The following is a 21,399-nucleotide window of genomic DNA, read 5'->3' on the forward strand; positions in this document are numbered from 1 at the left end:
AATACTATTTTGAAAATTGCCTTGCAGAAAAAGAATATCTGGTGTAAAATCGACAAATGAAAGTAAACTTTCACAACGTCAACTTTTTGCAAGTCATCTTAAATCAAACGGAGGTCATATGAATCCCAATATTGAAGCCATTTTTCTGGATGTCGGCAACACTTTGCGCATTGTGCTCAATGATCCTGAATTTTCTCAAAAAGCTGCAGAAAATCTACATGCTGCAGTCGGAGCGAAACAGCCCCTGGACGAGTTTATTTCAATGCTTAAAGATCGTTATAAGGTCTATCGAAAACGGGCAAAAACCATCCTGTTGGACGTGAGAGAAACTGAATTGTGGTCAAAATGGATGCTGCCTGATTATCCTGAAGAATTAATCGTTCCACAGGCAAGCAAACTGACCCGCTATTGGCGGGATACTAATGGTCGACGGGTGGCGCGGGAAGGTGTTAAAGAAACCATCATTGAACTTCATCGCCGTGGATATAAATTGGGAATTATTGCCAACACCATTACCGAAACAGAGATTCCGGACTGGATGGAGGAAGACGGGGTCAGGGAATACTTTTCAACAGTTATCCTTTCCTCCATTGTTGCACTTCGAAAACCCAATCCAGAAATATACTTAATGGCAGCGCGGGAAATTGGCGTTGACCCTGCCAAATGCGCTTATCTGGGCGACAATCCTTTGCGGGACATCCAGGGCACCCGGGAGGCTGGATATGGGATGATGATCTTGATTGAAGAACCGGATACCTTGAGGAAAATGCCGGAGGATGTCGTGATTAATCCCGACCGGATCATTACCAGGATCGACGAACTCCTGGACATCTTCCCGCCGAGGAATCAGGATGCCTGAGATTTCTGCGGTCTTTTTTGACCTTGGCAACACCCTTCGATTTGTGGTCAAGGATGAAGCCCACCAGTTGGCTGCCAAACGGCGGATCGCTGAGCTGATCGGTGCAGATGACGATCCAGACACTGTTTATGCCCAATTAAATGAACGCTATCAGGACTATCGAGACTGGGCGTTTGAAACCATGCGCGAAGCTCCGGATGATGAATTATGGACGCGCTGGTTGGTGCCGGAACTTCCCGCAGAAAAGATCGCTCCACTGGGTGAAGAACTGACCTACCAATACCGGCAAGCCAATGGGATACGTGTTTTAGAGCCGGGCGCTGAAGCGGTGATCAAAACGTTGCATCAACGCGGCTATATCCTGGGCATCATCAGCAATTTGATCGGCACACGGGAAATTCCCGAATGGCTTGAAAAAGATGGGCTGGCACAATATTTCAAATCGGTGGTTTTATCCTCGGTTTTGGGCATACGTAAGCCCAACCCTGCTATTTATCACCGTGCGGCTTGGGAAATCGGCGTCAGCCCGGATAACTGCGCCTACATTGGCGACAACCTGAACAGGGATGTGACCGGTACGCATGCGGCAGGTTTTGGTCTTTCGGTGATTATCAATCAACCTGAAAAGCTTGCACAGGTTGAGGTCACAGAAGATAACCAGCCTAATGTTGTTCTGCACAAATTTGAGGATTTACTGACGCTCTTTCCAAAAAGCCCCCAGATTAATCTGGTCGGCTTGCGCGAATTGAGTTAGAAAAAGAAGATAAACACTATGGATAACGAACACGAATTTTACGGAGGCCTGTCAATGGCTGCCGCTGTACAGGAAGCCTACAGCCGTGGGCAGGTCGATTATTCGATGGAACCCCTGGTTCGGGTTGATGATCGTGGCGAACCTGTGGGGTTGATCAAAGATGGCGATGGGGTGATCTTCTGCTGTCGGCGCGGCGAACGCGAAATTGAGCTAACGGAGGCTTTTACCGAAGATGGGTTTTCACATTTTCAACGCGTCCCGTTGAACTTATCTGATTTTGTGATTTTAACGCTCTATCATGATAAATTTCTTCACCTGCCGGTAGCTTTTGCCCCCGACGCAGTTTCAAACACATTGGGTGAGCTGGTCAGCCAGGCTGGAATGAAGCAATTCCGTTGTTCCGAATCGGAGAAATTTGCCCATATCACGGTTTTCCTTAATGGTGGACGTAATGAACCGTTTCCAGGCGAAACCCGCAAGCGGTTCCCTTCTCCGAAAGGTGTAGCCTTTGACCAGGTTCCAGGACTGAGCCTGGCAGAAGTGGCGGATGAACTGATCCGACGCGTTAGCGGTCCGTACAGGCTGATTGTGACCAATTTTGCCAATGGGGATGTGATCGGGCACACATCTAACGATGCAGCAAAAATTGAGTGCGCTGAGATCGTTGATCATCACCTCAACCGGGTGGTGACTGCTGCCCTGGCTGAGGAACTGGTGGTGATCATCACCGCTGACCACGGCAACCTTGAATTGATGCGCACGGACGCGGGCAAAGCACACGTGGCTCATACCTCCAATCTTGTGCCGTTGATCGTGCTTGATAAAAATTCGGATACGGAGCTAATCCCGGAGGACGGTCGCCTTTCAGACCTGGCGCCGACGATCCTGGCGATGCTTGACCTGGATCCGGCTGCTGAAATGACGGGGAAAAACCTTCTGCCGGGGCATGTTTGGGGAGCGGACCGGCGGGTATTGTTGATCATCCTCGATGGTTGGGGCCTGGGCAGGGAAGATGAAACCAACCCCATTCATCTTGCGGATACTCCTTTTTGGGATGCACTGATCAGTCAGCATCCGTATTCAAGACTGTCTGCATCGGGGGAAGCTGTAGGGCTGCAAGCGGGCAAGCCGGGCAATTCTGAGGCGGGTCACAGCAACATTGGCGCAGGGAGGGTGGTACTGCAGGATGACACTCGCCTGGACCTGGCTTTGCGGGATGGCTCTTTCTCCAGCAATCCAGTTTTCCTGAAAGCGATGCAGAAGGTCAAAGCTCGGGGTTCGGCGTTGCATTTGATTGGCTTGTTGAGCGAAAAGAGCTCCCACGGCTCGATTGACTACCCCCTGGCGCTGATTAAAATGGCAAAGGAACAGCAATTAAATGAGGTCTACTTGCATCTGATTTTTGATGGACGCAGTACAGAACCCGGCAGCGCGCCCGTACTGCTGAAAAAATTGGATGAGGAGCTGCGCAAGATTGGATTGGGTCAAATTGTTACCGGGGTTGGGCGCGGGCTGGCGCTCGACCGGGATGGTAATTATGGTAAAGTGCAGTTGGCTTATGAAGCCATGGTGGATGGGATTGGGACGGTATATGCCTGATGGTGAGTGCGATGAACCTTTACGATCAAGAAAAATTCTCCAAAACGCTTTATCAACGGATGGGAGACATTTACCCCGGGGTTAAAACCCTGGCGTTATATGAATTCCAATATTGCCTGAATAACCTGATTCCCGAGGATGGATGGGGTAGCGTGGAATTATCACCCACCTCTGCCATTGAAGCGCAGATCAAGGATCTGAACTTTTACAAAAACATCGAGTTTAAACCGGTTAAGCATGGCAGCATTCAGCTTGATTCGCAGGTGTTGCATTTAACCCGGATGCTGTTGGTTGGGCTGGCTCTGGGCGATTATTTACCCGATTGGGTCAATCAGAATTTCTATTTTGATATTCGTGCTTCCATCTTTTTTGCCCACTCGGTCGATTACCTTCCAGAGCTCAAAGACCGCTTTGGTGGACAGCCCTTTCTACAATTCGAGCAAAAACAACACGAGCTGGAAGTTTTGCACGAGATCGGTTACCGGGAATTCACCCGTGCGAACAAAGAGGTTGACACCGCTTTGATGGAAATTGTGGAGACCCTCACGCGGAAACTTTCACCTCCGCTGTTTTTAACTGTAATCGGTCCAACCGGCGCAGGCAAGACAGAGATCATCTCCCGCATTCGAGAGCATCTGTCAGCCAAGGGCCTGAACCTGGAGACGATCGAAATGGACAATTTTTACAAAGACGGCGCGTTTCGTGAGGGAAAAAAGCTTGACAAGAACTTGATCCATTACGATCTTTTTATCAAAGCCATGCAGGCGATTCGTGCAGGAAATTCAGCAGAGATTCCCAGGTATGATTTTCTAAACACGACATCCTCCCATGACCTCAACAGTCAGCTCAGACCCGGGAAGCAATCGCTGACTATCCACCCGGCGGATATCATCTTTTTAGAAGGAAATTATCCGTTCCATGAGGATGAGGTCGCTGAGCTGGTGGGGATGAAAATTGTTTATATGACCCGTGATGACATTCGGCTAAAACGCAAATGGCGCAGGGATATTGATTTGCGAAAAAAATACGATTCGACCTATTTTGTCAACCGTTATTTTCGCACCCAGTTTATCCGTGCTGTTGAACTGTATCTTCCATTGACGCATGCCTGCGACCTGTTTATTGACACGAGCCAGGCTGCTGTGTGGGTATTGCCTGAACATCAAGCCCTGCTGGCCGATATTCGGAAATAGACTATGAAAAGCTTTTATCAGGATTTGATACGGAAAAATTCCACCAAGATTGTTCTGGTCATTTTAGATGGTTTGGGCGGTTTGCCACGCTTCCCGGGTGGGAAAACCGAACTCGAACAAGCCCATACGCCCAATTTGGATGAATTGGCTGAGCGCTCTTCCCTGGGGCTGACGGTTCCCCTTGCCCCGGGTGTTACCGTCGGCAGCGGCCCCGGACACCTGGCGATATTTGGCTATGACCCGCTTGAAAATGCAATTGGGCGGGGCGCTTTGGAAGCGTTGGGCGTCGATTTTGCCCTGAGACCGGATGATATCGCTGCCCGGGGAAATTTTTGCACACTGGATAAAGATGGCACCATCCTGGATCGACGGGCGGGTCGGTTAGCCAGTGAGAAAAGTGCCAGGCTGGTTGAGCGCCTGCGAGAAATCGAGATTCCGGGAGTGGAGTTTTTCGTTGAACTGGTCAAAGAACATCGTTTTGCTTTCGTCATGCGCAAAGCTGGGCTGGGTGCTAAGCTGAGCAGTTCGGATCCGCTCATCACAGGTGTCCCTCCCTTAGCGGTCAGGGCGCTGGATGACGATTCGAAACAGGCGGCTGAATTGGTCAACGCATTTATTGCGCGAGCGCGCCAGGTGTTAGAGGACGAACAACCCGCCAATGGAATCATGCTACGTGGATTTGCACTGACGCCGGTTATCCCTTCTTTTAAAGAAAGGTTTGGAGTAAATGCGGCTGCCATTGCCGTCAACGGCATGTATCGCGGCGTCGCACGGCTGGCAGGCATGCAGGTGTTGGATGTAAACGGAATCAGCTTGGCGGATGAATTCACGACGCTTGAGGCTGCCTGGGATGCTTTTGACTTTTTCTACCTGCATTTTAAAAAGACGGATACCTGTGGCGAGGCCGGTGACTTTGACGGCAAAGTGCGAGCGATTGAGGAATTCGATCTTTTGCTCCCCCGGCTGCTGGCTTTGAATCCGGATGTGGTGGTGATTGGAGGCGATCACTCTTCGCCGGCAGTGATGAAATCGCACTCCTGGCACCCGGTGCCGCTGCTCTTGTATGCTGCTAACTGCCGATCGGATGGCAGGCGCGAATTTGGTGAACGTGCCTGTGCTGCAGGCAGCCTGGGAGCCATTCCTGCCATGCAGGTGATGCCCCTGGCGATGGCCCATGCCGACCGTTTTGAGAAATTTGGAGCCTGATTTATGGACAATCATCACACGGATCAATCTTTTGTTGACCTACTTTATCAACGCATGGTGGCTGTCAACGCGGCTATTGCTGAAATGGAGGTTTTCGAGTTTGGTTATGGACTTGAAACCCTGGAACCTGAGGATGGATGGCAGTCGGTTGCCCTGGAGCCCTGTGTTGATATCGAGCGCAGGATCAAGGACAGCGCTTTTTTTTACAGTATCGCGCTCAGACCCATGGCGAATGGAAAGCCCGTTATGGACGCGCAGGTGCGCGCTTTGACCCAAACCCTGATGGTTGGACTGGCAACCGGATTTTACACACCTGAATGGGTCCGCCAGTATTTTACTTTTGATGTTCGCGGGTTTTACTTTTTTGTGCGGACCCATTATTACACGGATGAGATCATATCTCGCCTGGGTGGCGCGCCTTATCGGCAATTTGAGCCCAAACAGAAATTGTTTGAAGCCCGACACGCGATCAGTTACAGGGAGTTTATGGAAGCCAATGCCGAGATTGATCGTTGCTTTATGGACCTGGTGATGACACTGGTGGACATTTTAGGTCGACCGGTGATTATTGCGATTGCCGGGCAGACTGGCGCTGGCAAAACTGAAATCACGGCGCGATTAACCGAGTATTTTGTGTCTGCGGGGCAGCGGGTGACAACGGTTGAAATCGATCATTTCCTGCTGGACAGGGACTATCGCGAAGCTCGGGGCATCGACTCCCTTGGGATGAAAGCCCTGCACGGTGATCTGTTCAAATCTTGTTTGCAGGAGGTTCTGCTGGGCAGACGCGTCATCACGCCGAGCTATGATTTTATTTCAGCCATGTCCAGTCACGACGAAATGGGAAGGCGCAGACCTGGATCTCAGGAACAGGTCATTGAGCCCGCTGAAATCATCTTTATGGAAGGGAATTTCCCTTTTATTGACGCAGAAGTCGCCAAACTGATTGGGATTAAAGCCATGTACCTGACCGATGATGATATCCGGCTGAAGCGCAAGTGGCGGCGAGATATGGACTATCGTAAAAAATATGAACGAACTTATTTCTTAAACCGCTATTTTAGAGAGCAATTTATCATGCTGGAGCAGGTTTACCGTCCGCAAATGGCTCATTGCGATCTACTGGTGGATACAACAGCAGCCGCCCTGTGGGCGATTCCTGCTTTGCAAAATCAGCTAAATGGCAGATTTTAACCTTAAAAATTGAAAATAGACTTGCAAGAAACTTGATATTTGGTGTATACTATTACAAATGCAAGAGAAATTTCACAAACTGAATAAATGTTGGGTTCACGGAGCTAAATTTATCTTGAGGAGATAAGATGAATAAAGCCAATGGTGCGCAGGGCTTTAATCTCAACCAATTAATCAGTGATCGTTATCCTGAGCTCACGAAAAGCGAAAAAATTATCGCTAACTTCATCAGGAAGAACCAGGAGGAGGCAGCCTTCCTCTCAGCGGGGGAAATTTCAGAACGCTTGAATCTAAGCGAAGCCACCATCGTGCGATTCGCACGCAAACTTGATTTTGAAAGTTACCCTGCCATGCGGGCTGCATTGCAGGACAACTTTCGCCGACGTGTGACCCACTCTTCACGCCTGCGTGGCCGATTGCAGGATATGGTCTCTGAAGGCGACGTCCTGGAACGGTTAACGGCGACGGAAATCGATTATCTTTCACAGGCCGTTCTTTCCATCGACAGAAATGAAATGAAAAAGGCTGTTGACCTGCTGCGGCAGCATCAACGGATTTTTGTGTTTGGTTTGGGGCCATCGATTCCCCTGGTTGGCTTGATGGAGTTGCGTTTACGGCGTTTCGGTAAGGACATTGTTCCACTCATCTGCTCGGGACGTGAATTAATTGAATCCCTGATCACTTTGCAATCAACAGACCTGGTTTTTGTGATCTGTTTTTTTGATCAAAACCCGGCTTTGCAGTTGTTGTTAGATTACAGTCGACAGGCTGGCTGTAAGACCATCATATTGACCGATACGCTGGGCTCTATTTTGGGTGACTGCGTGGATGTGGTCCTGGCAGCACAACGAGGTCCTGTGGGTGAATTTCACTCCCTGGTGGTGCCAATGACTGTAATCAACGCCTTGCTGCTCACTTATGCCAGTGAAGAGCAGGATCAGATTATGCCTTTGTTGGATAAACTGGATGCGTTACGTGAAAAACTAAATCGCTTTACCAGTCAACGTAATGGATGATAATGTTGGTTTTTGACCGCTTTATTTTATTCTTCATTCATCTCTCGGACGCGGAGATGAAAACTTTAGTTAACACAGCAAGGAGCTTACCCTAATGTCAACTTATTCACTGTCCCAAGCACAGGATTCATTATGGTTAGCTAGACTGCGGCGGTTTTTCCGCTGGTTGACAACGCCGTATGTGGTGTTGTCTCTGGTCATGATTGTCGTGATGTTCTACATGGTGATCATTCCGCTCTGGCGCATGATCGTGACAACGGTTACTGTGTCGGAAATTGATTTGCGCGTGATCCCGGATGCATCACTTGGAGATATGACCTCCTATCACTGGCGACGAATGCTGATTGGGCAAATCGCGAAGATCATGACTTATGAACCCCTGGTCAACTCCATGGTGATCTCTTTGGGAGCGACTTTCCTGGCGCTTCTTATGGGTGGAGGTATGGCCTGGCTGGTTGTGCGTACGGATATACCTGGAAGAGACATCATCCATATGCTGGCCACAGTCCCTTACATCATGCCATCATGGACAATAGCCTTGGCATGGAAAGTACTGTTTAAGAGCACGTCGGTCTCTGGTGGTGTACCTGGATTATTTCAATTTTTCACCGGGATTGCACCGCCAATCTGGTTGTCCAATGGTGCTTTACCAATCATCGTTGCAAGCGGTTTGCATTACTACACCTTTTTCTTTTTATTTGTGTCTGCAGCGCTGCTTTCAATCGATTCATCCCTGGAAGAGGCCGGTGATCTGGCTGGTGCCGGTCGCGCTCGGATATTAAGAAAGATCACCTTCCCGTTGGTACTGCCAGCCATTGCCTCGGGTTTTATCATGACTTTTTCAAAAACCATGGGAACCTTTGGTGGTCCCAATGTTCTGGGCGTCCCTGTCGGGTATTACACGCTCTCGACCATGTTGCGCTCGAATATGGGGATTGCAAATTATGGTGATGGCTTCGTGACAGCAATTGTATTGATCTTGCTTTCAATGACGACCGTAATGATCAATCAAAAATTGATTGGAACCCGACGAAGTTATGAAACCATTGGTGGACGCGGCTTTATGGCACAGAAAATGAAATTGCGTGGTTGGCGTCCAGTTTTTATTGTGTTAATTGTGCTCGTCCAATTTACGATTGCTGTTTTGCCCCTGGTTGTTTTAATCTACAGCACGTTTATGTTAAGAACTGGAAACTATAGCCTGAGCAATTTTACCCTGCATCACTGGCTGGGAAAAAGCGATCTGAGTATTAACAATGGTGAACCCGGGGTTTTACTTAATAAAGCCATCTATCGGGGCGCCTGGAATTCGATCCGCCTTTCATTATGGTCTTCTTTCATTGGCGGTGTTATCGGGGTGATCCTCGGTTATGCCATTGTTAAAGGCCGCGGGACCCGCCTCTCAAAATTTGTTGAACAACTTGCCTTCATTCCTTATCTACTTCCGGGTATTGCGTTTGGTGCGGTTTATATCTCGATGTTCACAAAAAGCTTTTTTGGTTTACCCCCATTATATGGAACATTTGCCCTGCTAGTGGTGGTCTCAGTTGCCAAACACATCCCTCATTCCTCGCGGACAGGTGTATCGGCTATGATGCAGGTCAGTAAGGAGTTGGAGGAGGCTGCCTCTATTTGCGGCGCAAATGCCTGGCAGAGATTTAAGCGCATTATCTTCCCGCTGACCAGCCCCGGGTTTGTCTCGGCATTTTTGTTGAATTTCATCACCACCATGCGCGAACTTTCATTGATCATCTTGTTGGTGACACCTTCAACCGCTGTGCTTTCCAGTATGACCATGCGCTATATTGAGAATGGAAACGAACAGCAAGCCAACGCAGTCATCATTATCTTAATCGTTTTAGTACTGATTGGAAATGCAATCATCAGCCGTTTCAGGGGTGGTAGCCTGAAAAAAGGCCTTGAATCATCAAAATAAAGAGGAGCTCATGCCTGAACCATTTATCATCATCGAAAATATCACGAAGACCTTTGGCGATGTCGTCGCGGTCGATGACCTCAGCCTGGAAATTGAATCCGGACAATTCATCACTTTGTTAGGACCCTCTGGTTGTGGGAAAACAACGCTATTGCGTTGCATTTCTGGCCTGGAAGAGCCGGATTCCGGTCAAATAATTATCGGGGATAAGGTTGTATTTTCCCGTAAAAAAGGAATCTCGTTGCCACCCGGTCAACGCGACCTGGGATTGGTGTTCCAGAACTATGCTTTGTGGCCGCATATGACCGTCTACAAGAACATCACCTTCGCACTTGAAATCCAAAAAATGTCGAAGGCTGAGATGGATCAGCGCGTTAAGCAATCGCTAGCAGAAGTGCAAATGGAAGGCTATGAAGATCGTTATCCACGAGAAATGAGCGGCGGTCAGCAGCAACGGATTGCCCTGGCGCGTATGCTGGCTTATCGGCCGAGCGTCTTCCTGCTTGATGAACCGCTCTCGAACCTGGACGCCCGCTTGAGAATGGACATGCGCACCGAGCTCAAACGCCTGCATTATGATTCTAACGCCACCACAGTGTATGTAACCCATGATCAGCTTGAAGCGATGACCATGTCAACGAAAATTGCTGTCATGAAACTGGGTGTGGTTCAACAATTTGACACGCCCAACCAGGTTTATCATTATCCCTCGAACCTGTTTGTAGCGGATTTTATTGGCAATCCAAAAGTGAATCTTCTCGAGGGAAGGGTTATTGGTCAGGACCTGGTTGAGGTTGGACATTTCCATGTGCCCGTTAATACAAAAGATGCGACCGGCGACGTTGTACTTGGAATTCGCCCGGAAGACATTGCCATCAGCCTGGAACCTGTTGAATATGGCGAGGAGTTTGTTGCATACTCGGTTTTGCCTTCCGGAGCAGATACAACCATCATTGCCCGACAGGAACAATACGAACTTTCGGTGAAAGAGATTGGCGTCAGCAACATTGAAATGGATCAAAAAATTTGGTTGTGTTTCAAAAAAGATGCCATTAACCTCTATGACAAGCAGTCAGGAAATTTGATCAATGCCGATTAAATTTTTTCTCATTTACGGCAATTATGAAAGAATGGAGGCAAACGGGAAAAAATAATTACTCAATAAAATTGTGAACTTCAAATTGATCAAAAAGAAATAAGGAGGCATATCCGATGAGAAAATTCTCGCTATATTTACTGATAATTATTGTTATCAGCATGCTGGCAGCTTGTGCAAAACCTGCAGAGCCAGTTGTTGAAGCCCCTGCGGTCGAAGCCCCCAAGGTTGAAGAACCGGTGGTTGAAAAACCCGCTGTCGAAGAACCGGTGGCTGAAGAACCGGTGGTTGAAGAGCCCGTGGTTGAAGAACCCGCAGAAGAGGTTGTTGAAAACCTTTCCGGTTATGATGATGCTAAAGACGAATGGCTGCGAGTTAACCAACTTGGTCCTTACGATACCGGAGAACAGGATTGGGATGCGATTGAGGCAGCTGCGAAAGAAGAAGGTTTGCTTTTAGTTTATGCAAACTCATCTAAAACACCCAAAGCAGCAGAAGCTTTTATGGAGCTGTATCCTGAAATCGAGGTTCAGGCGTTTGACCTCGGCGGAGATGACGTCACCTTAAAGACCCGAGAAGAACAGAAAGCCGGCGCTTTCACGGGCGACGTCTGGCACAGCAGTGGTGGCCCTGTCCTGAAAGGTGAATTTGTCCCCAATGGTTATGTGTGGAAATTCGTTCCCGACACGGTGGTGGATGTCGTTCCGGAGGTGTACCAGGATCCGATTTTGGTTTCAAGATTGGGAAGCCAGACCTGGGGTTATAACTCAGAGCTGAACGATTCCTGCCCGATTACCAATATTTGGGAATTAACCGAACCCCAATGGCACAGCAAGATCTTCATTGAAGACCCATTGAACGATGCTTCTACCCTCGGTAAACTGATGACCTTCATTTACCATGCAGATGAAATGGCAGAAGCCTACAAGTCTTTCTATGGAACTGACCCGGTTTTGGATAGTGATACACCGGATGCGGGCTGGTTGTGGTTCAAGCGCCTCGCTCAGAACAACCCCATTCCACAATCTGGCGGTGACGAAGTCAATGCGGCTTTTGCAACACCTGGCATGACCGAGAACTATCTCGCTTTTGCGTCTTATGGAAAATATCCTAAAGTACTCGATGGTGAACTGGCTTTCGATCTGTGCTGGGACCTTGAACCGGTTGCTGGTGTGGCTACCCAATCCTATATTGGAATTCTTAACCAGGCACCGCATCCCAATGCCGCAAAGTTGTGGATTAAATTTATCACCACGCTGGAAGGCTCCAAGCCCTGGTACAAGATGGGCACCTATTTGCCTAACCCCACTTACGATCCACCAAAAGATTCCCTTCCATACGAAGTTGTTATTGGCAGCACCTGGCCATTTAACGACGGCTTTGTCTGGGATAACATCATCCAGGCACGCGATTTTTACCTGATTAATCTGGGTAGAAAATAGAATAAATTGCTAAATTCAAAAAACCAGGCACGGATTTTCTTTGCCCGTGCCTGGTGTTTTCTTGAGGTGCGACCGTAAATAATAGCCGCGTTTTGTGGATTAGATAAATTCTTATTACCAACAAACAAAAATAGGAGGTTCGTCTAATGAAAAAATTCTCATTAACTTTATTGATTATTATCATCATCGGTATGTTAGCAGCTTGTGCAAAACCTGCAGAGCCAGTTATTGAAGCCCCTGCGGTCGAAGCCCCTGCGGTTGAAGAACCGGTGGTTGAAAAACCCGCTGCCGAAGAACCGGTGGCTGAAGAACCGGTAGCCGAAGAGCCTGCCGAGGAGGTTGTTGAAAACCTTTCTGGTTATGATGATGCCAAAGACGAATGGCTACGAGTTAACCAACTTGGGCCTTACGATACCGGCGAACAGGATTGGGATGCGATTGAGGCTGCAGCAAGAGCTGAGGGCAAACTGCTGGTGTATTGCAACTCGTCTAAAACTCCGAAAGCCGCTGAGGCTTTTATGGAACTGTATCCTGAAATCGACGTTCAGGTGTTTGACCTTGGTGCGGATGACGTCACCCTGAAGACACGCGAAGAACAGAAAGCCGGCGCCTTTACAGGTGATGTTTATCACAGCGGTGGTGGGCCGACGCTTAAAGCCGAATTTGTACCCAATGGCTATGTTTGGAAATTTATTCCAGATACCGTGGTTGATGTTGTACCAGAGGTTTACCAGGATCCTATTCTGGTTTCTAGATTGGGTAGCCAGACCTTTGGGTACAACAGCGAATTGAATGATTCTTGTCCGGTTGCAAATATCTGGGAATTGACTGAACCAGAATGGCATAGCAGGATTTTTATTGAAGACCCGGTCAACGATGCAGCAACTCTCGGAGAACTGCTTACCATCGCCAAACACGCGGATGAAATGGCAGAAGCTTATAAGGAGTTTTATGGCACTGATCCGGTTTTAGATAGCGACACCCCGGATGCGGGTTGGTTGTGGTTTAAGCGCTTTGCCCAGAATAATCCCATTCCACAACCTGGAGGGGACGAGGTCCTTGGAGCATTTGCTGTCCCAGGAATGACAGAGAATTTTATGGCCTGGACGTCTTACAACAAGTATCCCAAGGTTTTGGACGGTGAGTTGGTTTTTGATCTGTGCTGGGACCTTGTACCGGTAGCAGGCATCGCCAAGCAATCCTACATTGGGATCCTAAATCAAGCCCCACATCCAAATGCAGCGAAATTGTGGATCAAATTTATCACCACGGAAGAGGGCTCAAAACCATGGTACAAGATGGGTACCTATATGCCTAATCCGAACATGCCACCACCAAAGGATTCATTACCTTACGAAGTGGTAATTGGGAGCACCTGGCCCTTTGACGATGGATATGTTTATGACAATATTATTTATGCCCGCGATTTTTATCTGATCAACTTGGGCAAAAAATAGAATAACTTCATAAATCAACAAACCAGGCGCGGGTTGGGGCTTTCCATCCCGTGCCTGGTTCTAGAGTGAAACTGATACAGGCAAAAATTTTTAGATAATTCGGGAGCAACTGACTGTATGAAGCTAAAAGCTGTCTTCTTTGATATGGGTGGGACAATTGAATACTTTTATTATACGCCAGAACTTCGCATTGAACGCAGTCGCGTCATTGTGGACTGTCTGGCGCGTGCAGGCATAGCGTTGCCCATAACAAATGAAAAATTGGCAGAAAGCATCACCCTCGGTGCTGCTGAATACACCCGCTGGAATATGAAAACCCATATCGAGCTGAATCCGGCTGAAATTTGGTCCCGATTTTACCTGAAAGACCTATCCATCGATCCACAGATGCTAGAACCCGTGGGCGAGGAATTGTCTTTCCTTTATGAAACTGAATTGTTCGTTCGAGAAATGCGCCCGGAGATACCCGCTGTACTCGAACAGATCAAGCAAATGGGGTTGACTCTTGGCATTATCAGCAATACCCAGAGTTCAACTCAGGTACCTTTTACCCTTGAGAAATATGGCATCAGCTCATATTTTAATCCCGTGGTTCTCTCATCCATCTATGGACGTCGAAAGCCCGACCCGGCGATCTTTTTCTACGCTGCGCGCATGGCGAATGTGTCAACAAAAGCCTGTATTTATATTGGGGACAAGATCAATCGAGACGTGTTGGGATCGAAACGGGCAGGGTATCGCCTTTCCGTTCAAATTAATCATGTTTATGGTATTAAAGAAATCGATGAGGGTGCAATTCCGGATGCAGTGATTCATGATATGACTGAACTGATACCGCTCATCGAAGCAGAGCTTGAACGGGATAAGCAGTTTGTGGTCGGTGGCAACCTCGGCGAGATCAAAGCGATTTTTTTCGATGCCGGTGATATTCTTTATTACCGACACCGAAGAAACGAGCATTTGAATCAATTTTTAAATGGGAAAAAATTAAATCCGGCGCCCAATCTTGAGGAAGAAAAAGCTCGCTTAAAAGAACTTGCTTTTGTAGGAAAGATGAAGCGTCATGATTATTATGCCGAGGTTATCCGTTTATATGGCGTTACCGATCCGCTTGAGATCGCTGAGGGTGTGCGTGCCCTGGCTGATGATAGCGATACCGTCGCCATTTATGACGGTGTTGCAGAGACTTTGTTAGAACTGAAAAAACGCGGTTTCATCCTTGGAATTATTACCGATACTTCCATGCCTTTTTCGAACAAGCTGAGATGGTTTGAAGAACATGGTTTTGGCGATATTTGGGATGTAGTCATCAGCTCTCGCGAAATCGGGATTCGCAAGCCGGAAGCGATCATGTACGAGTTGGCGCTAAACCAAGCCAATGTGAGCCCTGCGCAGGCGATGTTTGTTGGTCATAAAACCAGTGAATTGATTGGTGCGAGATCTGTGGGAATGAAAATCGCAGCCTGTAACAACGATCCTGATGCGCCAGCGGATTATTACCTCAAAGAAATCCGAGAATTATTGACTTTGGATTGTTTACAACCCCGAAACACAAAAAGGTAAATCATGAAAAACCCTATTTATGCAATCTGGTTTGATATTGGTGGTACCCTGAAAGTGACCCGGAGGGACCCTGAAGTTCGGCGGTCAGCAATCCTTGAACTCATGGAGGCGTTGAATTTTCAGGGCAGTTTTGATGATTTTGATCAATTGATCAGTTCGCGTTACCGGTCTTACAAGGAATGGTGCAATAGTACTCTGTACATGTTGAGTGAAGAAGATCTATGGGTTCGATTTCTGTTACCGGATTACCCGGAAGATTTCGTCAGACGGCACGCACTTGCTTTTAATAAACTGCGGCGGAGCGGTCGCGAACCGGTCCTGCTGCCCGGCGCGGTGGAAACCATTCACACCCTGTATGACCGCGGGTACCGATTATTTGTGATCAGCAATACCACCTCATCCATTGAAACGCCGAATCTGCTGGAAAAAACCGGACTTGTGGATGTGTTTGAAGGAGTACTTCTTTCAATCACCTTTGGAAGGCGAAAGCCGCATCCTTCATTGTTTATAGCAGCAGCCCGTCAGATGAACATTGACCCAGCAAATTGTGTTTATGTTGGCAACGATCTTGCCAGAGACCTGGTGGGCGCACGCCAGGCCGGGCTTGGAGGGACGATTCTGATTGATAAAGACGGTGGCTTTGATGATGATCTGGATAAAGGAATCGATCAGCAGGAAAGCATTGGTATGCAGCCAGACGCCCGGATCAGCTCACTCTCGCAATTGCTGGAACTTTTCCCGCCGCTAAATGGTCAAACTGCCCCAAAATGGGATGAACAGCCGCTCTATGACGCTGCCCTTTCAACAATGTGGGGTGTGGGTCAACCCGGCTCTTTTAACCAAACTTTTATTGATGGGAGAAAGGCTGGTTTTGCACGCTTTGAGCTTAATCACCGGGTGACCACGGAACTTATTGAACAATTTGACCACGACCAGTTTTATATTGCATCGGTACATGAACCTTGTCCGACAACGATGAGCTACGAAGACAGAAAACAGATGGATATCACCATTTCCAACTTGGAAGAATCCAAACGGGTTCAGGCGGTTGATGATATCAAGCGCTCAATCGACACGGCAATTAAACTGGGCTCTCGCCTGGTGGTGATCCACCCGGGCGCGATTACCTGTGATCGATGGCGCGATGACCGGTTGCGGGTGCTTTTCAGGCAAGGGCACCGGCACACCTCCGAATACCAGGCTTTACTGGCAGACGTGATTGCTCACCGAGAAACGCTGGTGCACCCACATTTAGAACAGGCGCTGATAAGCATGCAGGAAATTGTCCGTTTCTCAACGGGTAGTGGCATCAACCTGGGGCTTGAGAATCGTTATCGCTATTATGACATCCCATTGCTGGATGAAATGGAACAACTTTTAGCGATTTGTGATGCAAACTGGTATGGTTTTCAGTACGATGTTGGACATGCACACACATTAGATGTCCTTGGCCTGGTACCCCATTTCGAATGGTTGGAAAGGTTTTCCAGCCGGATGGTTGGCGTACATTTTCATGACGTGATTGGCATTACCGATCATCAAGTGCCCGGACAGGGTGACGTAGACTTCACTGCAATATCTCGTTACATACCCGACTCAGCCCAGATCACGCTTGAAATTGGACCCAAAGCGAGTTTAACGGACCTGGCTGAGGGCTTACAAAGATTAGTCGATTACGGCTGCATAGAGCGGATTTAATTTCCTTCAGGATTCTTACCCCGGTATGAACAAGATTGAAAATAACCCAATTAAAGCCCTGTTTTTTAAAATTGAGGGCACTTTAGCCTATCAACAGAAGGACATTGAAAGCGCTCAGGATTTAATCTTGCGGATGATCGATGTGCTGGGTGTCGATTGTCAACCGGCTGATTTTGCGGAAAAACTGATCAAAGGTGAAAGCGAATATCAAACCTGGAGCGAAAAGTATTTTGTTGATTTGGCGCCAGAGGAGAAGTGGTCGCGGTTCCTTCTCAGGGATTTATCGAAGGAGCTGATACGGGAGCACGCACATACGCTTGAAAAACTTTGGCGCGAATCACAGGCTGGGTGGCAGTTGGCTGAAGGTGTGGTCAACACATTGCAGGAGCTATCAGATAGAGGTTACACCCTGGCGACGATCAGCCGCAATTCGTTAAAACATCTTCAGGGCGAAACCTTTTTAGACCTGTTTTGTGCACGGGTTCAGCCCAATAATACCAAGAGGTATCAACCTCATTCAGGTCTTTTACTGGAGGCTGCCGCACAATGCAATCTCTCCCCGGATGAGTGTGCTTACATTGGTGACCGCCCTTCCCGAGACGTGATTGGCGCTCGCGAAGCGGGGCTAAGAGAAGTGATCCTTCTTAAAAATCAATACACGACGGAAGACAAAACACCCTGCCCCATGCAGGCAGACGCGCAACTCAGCGATATGACCGAATTGTTGGATTGCTATCCGCCGTTAAATGGGTCTAATGCACATCGCAAGGCATTGAAGATTTCGCCCGTATTGTTCGATGCTGCGCTTTCAACCATTAATTGGAATCGAGAACGCATTTCAATCAATGAATTTTTTGAAATTGGGCGTGAACTGGGTTTTGCGCGATTTGAATTGAATCACCAGATCCCGCTTGAGGTTTACGAACAGATCGATTTCAATCGCTATTATATTTCCAGTTTACATAATCCCTGCCCTGCCATTCAGCACATGAAAAAACTTGAAAAGGAAGACAAAATCCTGACCTCAGTGGACGAAAAATTGCGACAGGTTGGGGTTGATGTTTTGAAAAATACAATCGAGCATGCGTACCGTTTGGGCGCGCGAAACATTGTGATTCACTCTGGCAGGGTGACTGGTGATGAAAGTATGGATCTTGAACTCAGGAAATTGTTCAGGGCGGGTAAACAAAACACCCATGAATTTCGCGTGCTTAGAGAACGGATGATTGCTGACCGTAAGGAGCGCGGCAAGCCACACCTTGAGGCACTGGTCAGAAGTCTCTCTGAAATCGTTGGCTTTGCTGAGGGAACCAATATTCTCTTGGGGATTGAGAACCTGATGTACTACTACGAATTCCCCACATTTGAAGAAATCCAAGTATTGTTGGAAACCTTCGATCAACCCTGGATCGGGTGGCATTTTGATGTCGGACATTTAGAAATTATGGCGAACCTTGGTTTGGAGTCGATCCCTCACTGGTTGGATGCTTTTGACAAACGGATGGTGGGCATTCATCTGCATGATGTGAACGGAATTGATGACCATTTTGCTCCTGGTGATGGGAAAATTGATTTTTCAGTCGTTGGTCCCAGGCTTCAGCCATTCACGCAGGTCACTGTTGAGGTGAAACCCTTTGTATCAACACAAGAAATCAGGGCTGGGCTTCCTGTTTTGGAAGACACAGGCTGTATAGCCCGGCTTTAAATGATCTCAATTTCAAAGAATGGAGTGACAATAACGATGAAACAATACGATATCGTATGCGCTGGAAATTATACCAAGGATACCTTGATTACCCTGGATGGCGTGGATTATGTGGATGGGGGCGGGATGAATTATGCTGCCCATGTTGCGCATCAGTTCGGGATGCGAACTGCTGTGGTGACCCGGTTGGCAGAGGAGGACCAGCATGTCGTTGACAATATCCGCGCCGATGGTATTGATTGCTATCCTTTTTATTCACCCACATCCACAGTGATGACGCTGGAATACAAAACCCGCAATGTTGACGAGCGAAATTTATACGTAAAAACCATCGCCGGCACCATCCTTCCCGAACATCTGGACGGTCTCGAAGCCAGGGCTATTGTGGTCAGTCCCAGCCTGCGGGGCGAAGTTGAGCCAGCTTTTTTCACGACCCTTCGAAAGCGGGAAGGGGTGTTAATATCGGCTGATGTGCAGGGATTTGTGCGGGTACTGCAGGGTGAATTGCTGGTCTATCAACCATGGCCTGACATGGAATTGGTGCTGCAGAACCTCGATATTTTGAAAACAGATGCGGTTGAAGCAGAATATCTGACGGGCGAGGCGGACATCGAACGGGCGGCAAAAAGGTTCGCTGAATGCGGCGCCAAAGAAGTTTTGCTCACACATCGGGAAGGCATCCTGGTGTATGCAGAGAGCGAGTATCATCACTTTGCTTTTAAAGGCAGCTCCATGGTGGGTCGAAGTGGACGCGGCGACACCAGCGTGGGTTCTTATGTTTCCAAGCGCTTGAGCCTGCCGCCGCGCGAGGCAGCAAAGTGGTCTGCTGCTGCGACAAGCTTGAAAATGGAGCGAGTGGGCTATTTCAATCGCACGGTCGCCGAGGTTGAGGCTTTTATTGCCCGCCATTATGCCGAATGAATCTCAGCCGGGTGATTTCGCTCAGCGGAATCACCGGAAGCAGTCTGCCATCAATGCGTATCCACAGCTCTGGCGCCGGATGATCCGGGATTGGCAGTCGGACCAACAAGAAGACGCGCTTTGGATGCTGTACGCCGCCAGTTACCTGGCTCGCACCGCGGGAGTCCGCTGGGCACTGGACCCTTTTGCCTTGTTTACACGTGCAGGTGGCGTCAGCACACTCGATTATCGAGCGGACCTGGTGCCGCTGGACCTGATCTTGCTTTCACATCGGCACGCGGATCATTTTGACCCCCATTTGCTAACCGAACTGTGCGCATCCCCACTGACCTGGATTGTCCCAGAGTTTATGCTGGAGATGGTGACGACGTTTTTACCCCTGGATGCAGACCGGGTCATTATTGCGCGTGTGGATCAGCCCATTCAGTTCAAAACGATGACAATCACTCCATTTAAGGCTTTGCATATCAGGGGAAAATCGGGCGTTCCCGAATTGGGCTACCTTGTGGAATACCCTGGCAAACGCTGGCTATTTCCCGGTGATACACGCAATTATGATTTCTCCATGTTACCTGATTTCGGGCCGCTGGATGGGGTGTTTGCGCATTTATGGCTGGGAAAGGGTGCTGCTCTGGACCCCGACCCCCCCTTTTTGGAAGATTTTTGTCGCTTTTTTACTGCTTTTGATGCACAGGCTACTTTCATTGCCCACATGTATGAGTATGGACGGGATGAAAGAAATATGTGGACGATGGAGCATTTCCGAACGGTCCAGGAGCGAATGGAAAAACTGGCACCTGGGATGGCGATAAAACCTGTGCTGACAGGCGATAAGATTCTTCTCTAAAAAGGTGGTCCCTTTTTGAAAACTTGAGCCTGATTTGGGGTTAAGTCAGTCAAGCCGGACTTCAGCAGCCGATTGTTTGAGGACCACCCAGGAGGCTCGCTTACCACATAAAGGCCATGCAGCGCACCCCCATAATTTGATCATCGAAGATCAATTCACCGGCCCGCCCTGCCATCCCAAGGCAAACATGCAGCGGCAGCAAATGCTCTTCACGCGGGTGACAATAACGCGCATGGGGCGCTTGTTTCCAGTTTACCAGGAGGGCTTTGCGTTCCTGTTGGTCGATATCGGCTGTGACAACATCGATCAACCAATCCTGGAAGGCATTGTTGCGCGAAGCGATGATGTCCGGATCGTGATGAAAAAAGGCGGACATATTGTGGAAGGAAAAGCCCGACCCGATCACCAGCAGTTTGTCGGCTTGCAGATCTCGCAGCGCTTCACCGATGGCGATGTGGGCATCCGGAGCAAGCCCCGATTGTAACGAAAGCTGCAATGCCGGGATGTCCGCCTGGGGGTACATCAGGTTGAGTGGAATAAACAGGCCGTGATCAAAGCCGCGTTGATCGTCGACGTGGGCAGGAATCCCGGCGCCTTCCAGCGTTTTGCTAATCTGGGCTGCCAATTTGGGATGACCGCTGGCCGGGTAGTCAATCTGGTAGGCGGCATCCGGGAAACCGTAATAGTCATAAAACATGGGCGGATTGGCAGCGCCCAGCAAGGTTGGCTGCGCTTCTTCCCAGTGTGCGCTGATCACCAGGATGGCCTGAGGTCTCGGCAAGAGATCTGGCAGCCTGGTCATGAAGTCGATCATCGCCTGGTGCCCGGGGTCACCCAAAAGAGGCAGTGGGCCGCCACCATGAGAGAAATACACGATACGGGTTTGGTCAGTTTGCGTCATGATTGTAATCAT

The 21,399-nt window shown here is 48.7% G+C and carries 17 protein-coding genes; 16 read left to right on the forward strand and 1 reads right to left on the reverse strand.

Annotated elements, in window-relative coordinates:
• Positions 1–118: 118 nt before the first annotated feature.
• From CFX1CAM_RS03905 to CFX1CAM_RS03980, 16 genes are all read left to right on the forward strand, one after another.
• Complete coding sequence (locus CFX1CAM_RS03905; protein ID WP_087861755.1) at positions 119–859, forward strand: HAD family hydrolase; 741 nt, start codon at positions 119–121, stop codon at positions 857–859.
• Positions 852–1,613, forward strand: a complete 762-nt coding sequence (locus CFX1CAM_RS03910) for an HAD family hydrolase (protein WP_087861756.1) — start codon at positions 852–854, stop codon at positions 1,611–1,613. Before CFX1CAM_RS03905 ends, CFX1CAM_RS03910 begins: the two co-directional genes overlap by 8 nt.
• A gap of 18 nt (positions 1,614–1,631) precedes the next feature.
• On the forward strand, positions 1,632–3,212 hold the full coding sequence (locus CFX1CAM_RS03915; protein WP_087861757.1) for a 2,3-bisphosphoglycerate-independent phosphoglycerate mutase: 1,581 nt from the start codon (positions 1,632–1,634) through the stop codon (positions 3,210–3,212).
• Positions 3,213–3,223: 11 nt separating this feature from the next.
• Positions 3,224–4,405, forward strand: coding sequence for a uridine kinase family protein (locus CFX1CAM_RS03920; protein ID WP_157891679.1), 1,182 nt, complete (start codon positions 3,224–3,226; stop codon positions 4,403–4,405).
• Between the two features lie 3 nt (positions 4,406–4,408).
• The gene (locus CFX1CAM_RS03925) at positions 4,409–5,611 is read left to right on the forward strand and encodes a 2,3-bisphosphoglycerate-independent phosphoglycerate mutase (protein WP_087861759.1); all 1,203 of its coding nucleotides are present in this window, start codon (positions 4,409–4,411) and stop codon (positions 5,609–5,611) included.
• 3 nt (positions 5,612–5,614) lie between these two features.
• A complete protein-coding gene (locus CFX1CAM_RS03930) occupies positions 5,615–6,805 on the forward strand; it encodes a uridine kinase family protein (RefSeq protein WP_087861760.1) in 1,191 nt (396 codons plus the stop codon).
• Between the two features lie 128 nt (positions 6,806–6,933).
• Entirely contained in the window at positions 6,934–7,821 is an 888-nt protein-coding gene (locus CFX1CAM_RS03935; RefSeq protein WP_087861761.1) for a MurR/RpiR family transcriptional regulator, read from the forward strand.
• A 94-nt stretch (positions 7,822–7,915) separates the two neighbouring features.
• Positions 7,916–9,757: an ABC transporter permease gene (locus CFX1CAM_RS03940; RefSeq protein ID WP_087861762.1), complete on the forward strand. Its 1,842-nt coding sequence runs from the start codon at positions 7,916–7,918 to the stop codon at positions 9,755–9,757.
• Positions 9,758–9,767: 10 nt separating this feature from the next.
• Positions 9,768–10,856, forward strand: a complete 1,089-nt coding sequence (locus CFX1CAM_RS03945; protein WP_087861763.1) for an ABC transporter ATP-binding protein — start codon at positions 9,768–9,770, stop codon at positions 10,854–10,856.
• A gap of 113 nt (positions 10,857–10,969) precedes the next feature.
• Positions 10,970–12,295 (forward strand): ABC transporter substrate-binding protein, encoded by a 1,326-nt coding sequence (locus CFX1CAM_RS03950; RefSeq protein ID WP_087861764.1) that lies wholly within the window; start codon positions 10,970–10,972, stop codon positions 12,293–12,295.
• 146 nt (positions 12,296–12,441) lie between these two features.
• Positions 12,442–13,752, forward strand: coding sequence for an ABC transporter substrate-binding protein (locus CFX1CAM_RS03955; protein ID WP_087861765.1), 1,311 nt, complete (start codon positions 12,442–12,444; stop codon positions 13,750–13,752).
• Positions 13,753–13,869: 117 nt separating this feature from the next.
• Positions 13,870–15,315, forward strand: a complete 1,446-nt coding sequence (locus CFX1CAM_RS03960) for an HAD family hydrolase (protein WP_087861766.1) — start codon at positions 13,870–13,872, stop codon at positions 15,313–15,315.
• Between the two features lie 3 nt (positions 15,316–15,318).
• A complete protein-coding gene (locus CFX1CAM_RS03965) occupies positions 15,319–17,013 on the forward strand; it encodes an HAD-IA family hydrolase (RefSeq protein WP_087861767.1) in 1,695 nt (564 codons plus the stop codon).
• Positions 17,014–17,038: 25 nt separating this feature from the next.
• Positions 17,039–18,718 (forward strand): TIM barrel protein, encoded by a 1,680-nt coding sequence (locus tag CFX1CAM_RS03970; RefSeq protein WP_087861768.1) that lies wholly within the window; start codon positions 17,039–17,041, stop codon positions 18,716–18,718.
• 36 nt (positions 18,719–18,754) lie between these two features.
• On the forward strand, positions 18,755–19,639 hold the full coding sequence (locus tag CFX1CAM_RS03975) for a carbohydrate kinase family protein (RefSeq protein WP_087861769.1): 885 nt from the start codon (positions 18,755–18,757) through the stop codon (positions 19,637–19,639).
• Positions 19,617–20,486 carry an MBL fold metallo-hydrolase gene (locus CFX1CAM_RS03980; RefSeq protein WP_157891680.1) on the forward strand — a complete coding sequence of 290 codons (870 nt, stop codon included), beginning with the start codon at positions 19,617–19,619 and terminating at the stop codon, positions 20,484–20,486. The genes CFX1CAM_RS03975 and CFX1CAM_RS03980 overlap by 23 nt, the downstream gene beginning before the upstream one ends.
• Positions 20,487–20,586: 100 nt before the next feature.
• Here CFX1CAM_RS03980 and CFX1CAM_RS03985 read toward each other — a convergent pair whose 3' ends face one another.
• The gene (locus tag CFX1CAM_RS03985) at positions 20,587–21,387 is read right to left on the reverse strand and encodes a DODA-type extradiol aromatic ring-opening family dioxygenase (protein ID WP_087863222.1); all 801 of its coding nucleotides are present in this window, start codon (positions 21,385–21,387) and stop codon (positions 20,587–20,589) included.
• Positions 21,388–21,399: the final 12 nt, after the last annotated feature.

This window comes from Brevefilum fermentans (assembly GCF_900184705.1).
In the GTDB taxonomy this organism is placed as follows: Bacteria; Chloroflexota; Anaerolineae; order Anaerolineales; family Anaerolineaceae; genus Brevifilum; species Brevifilum fermentans.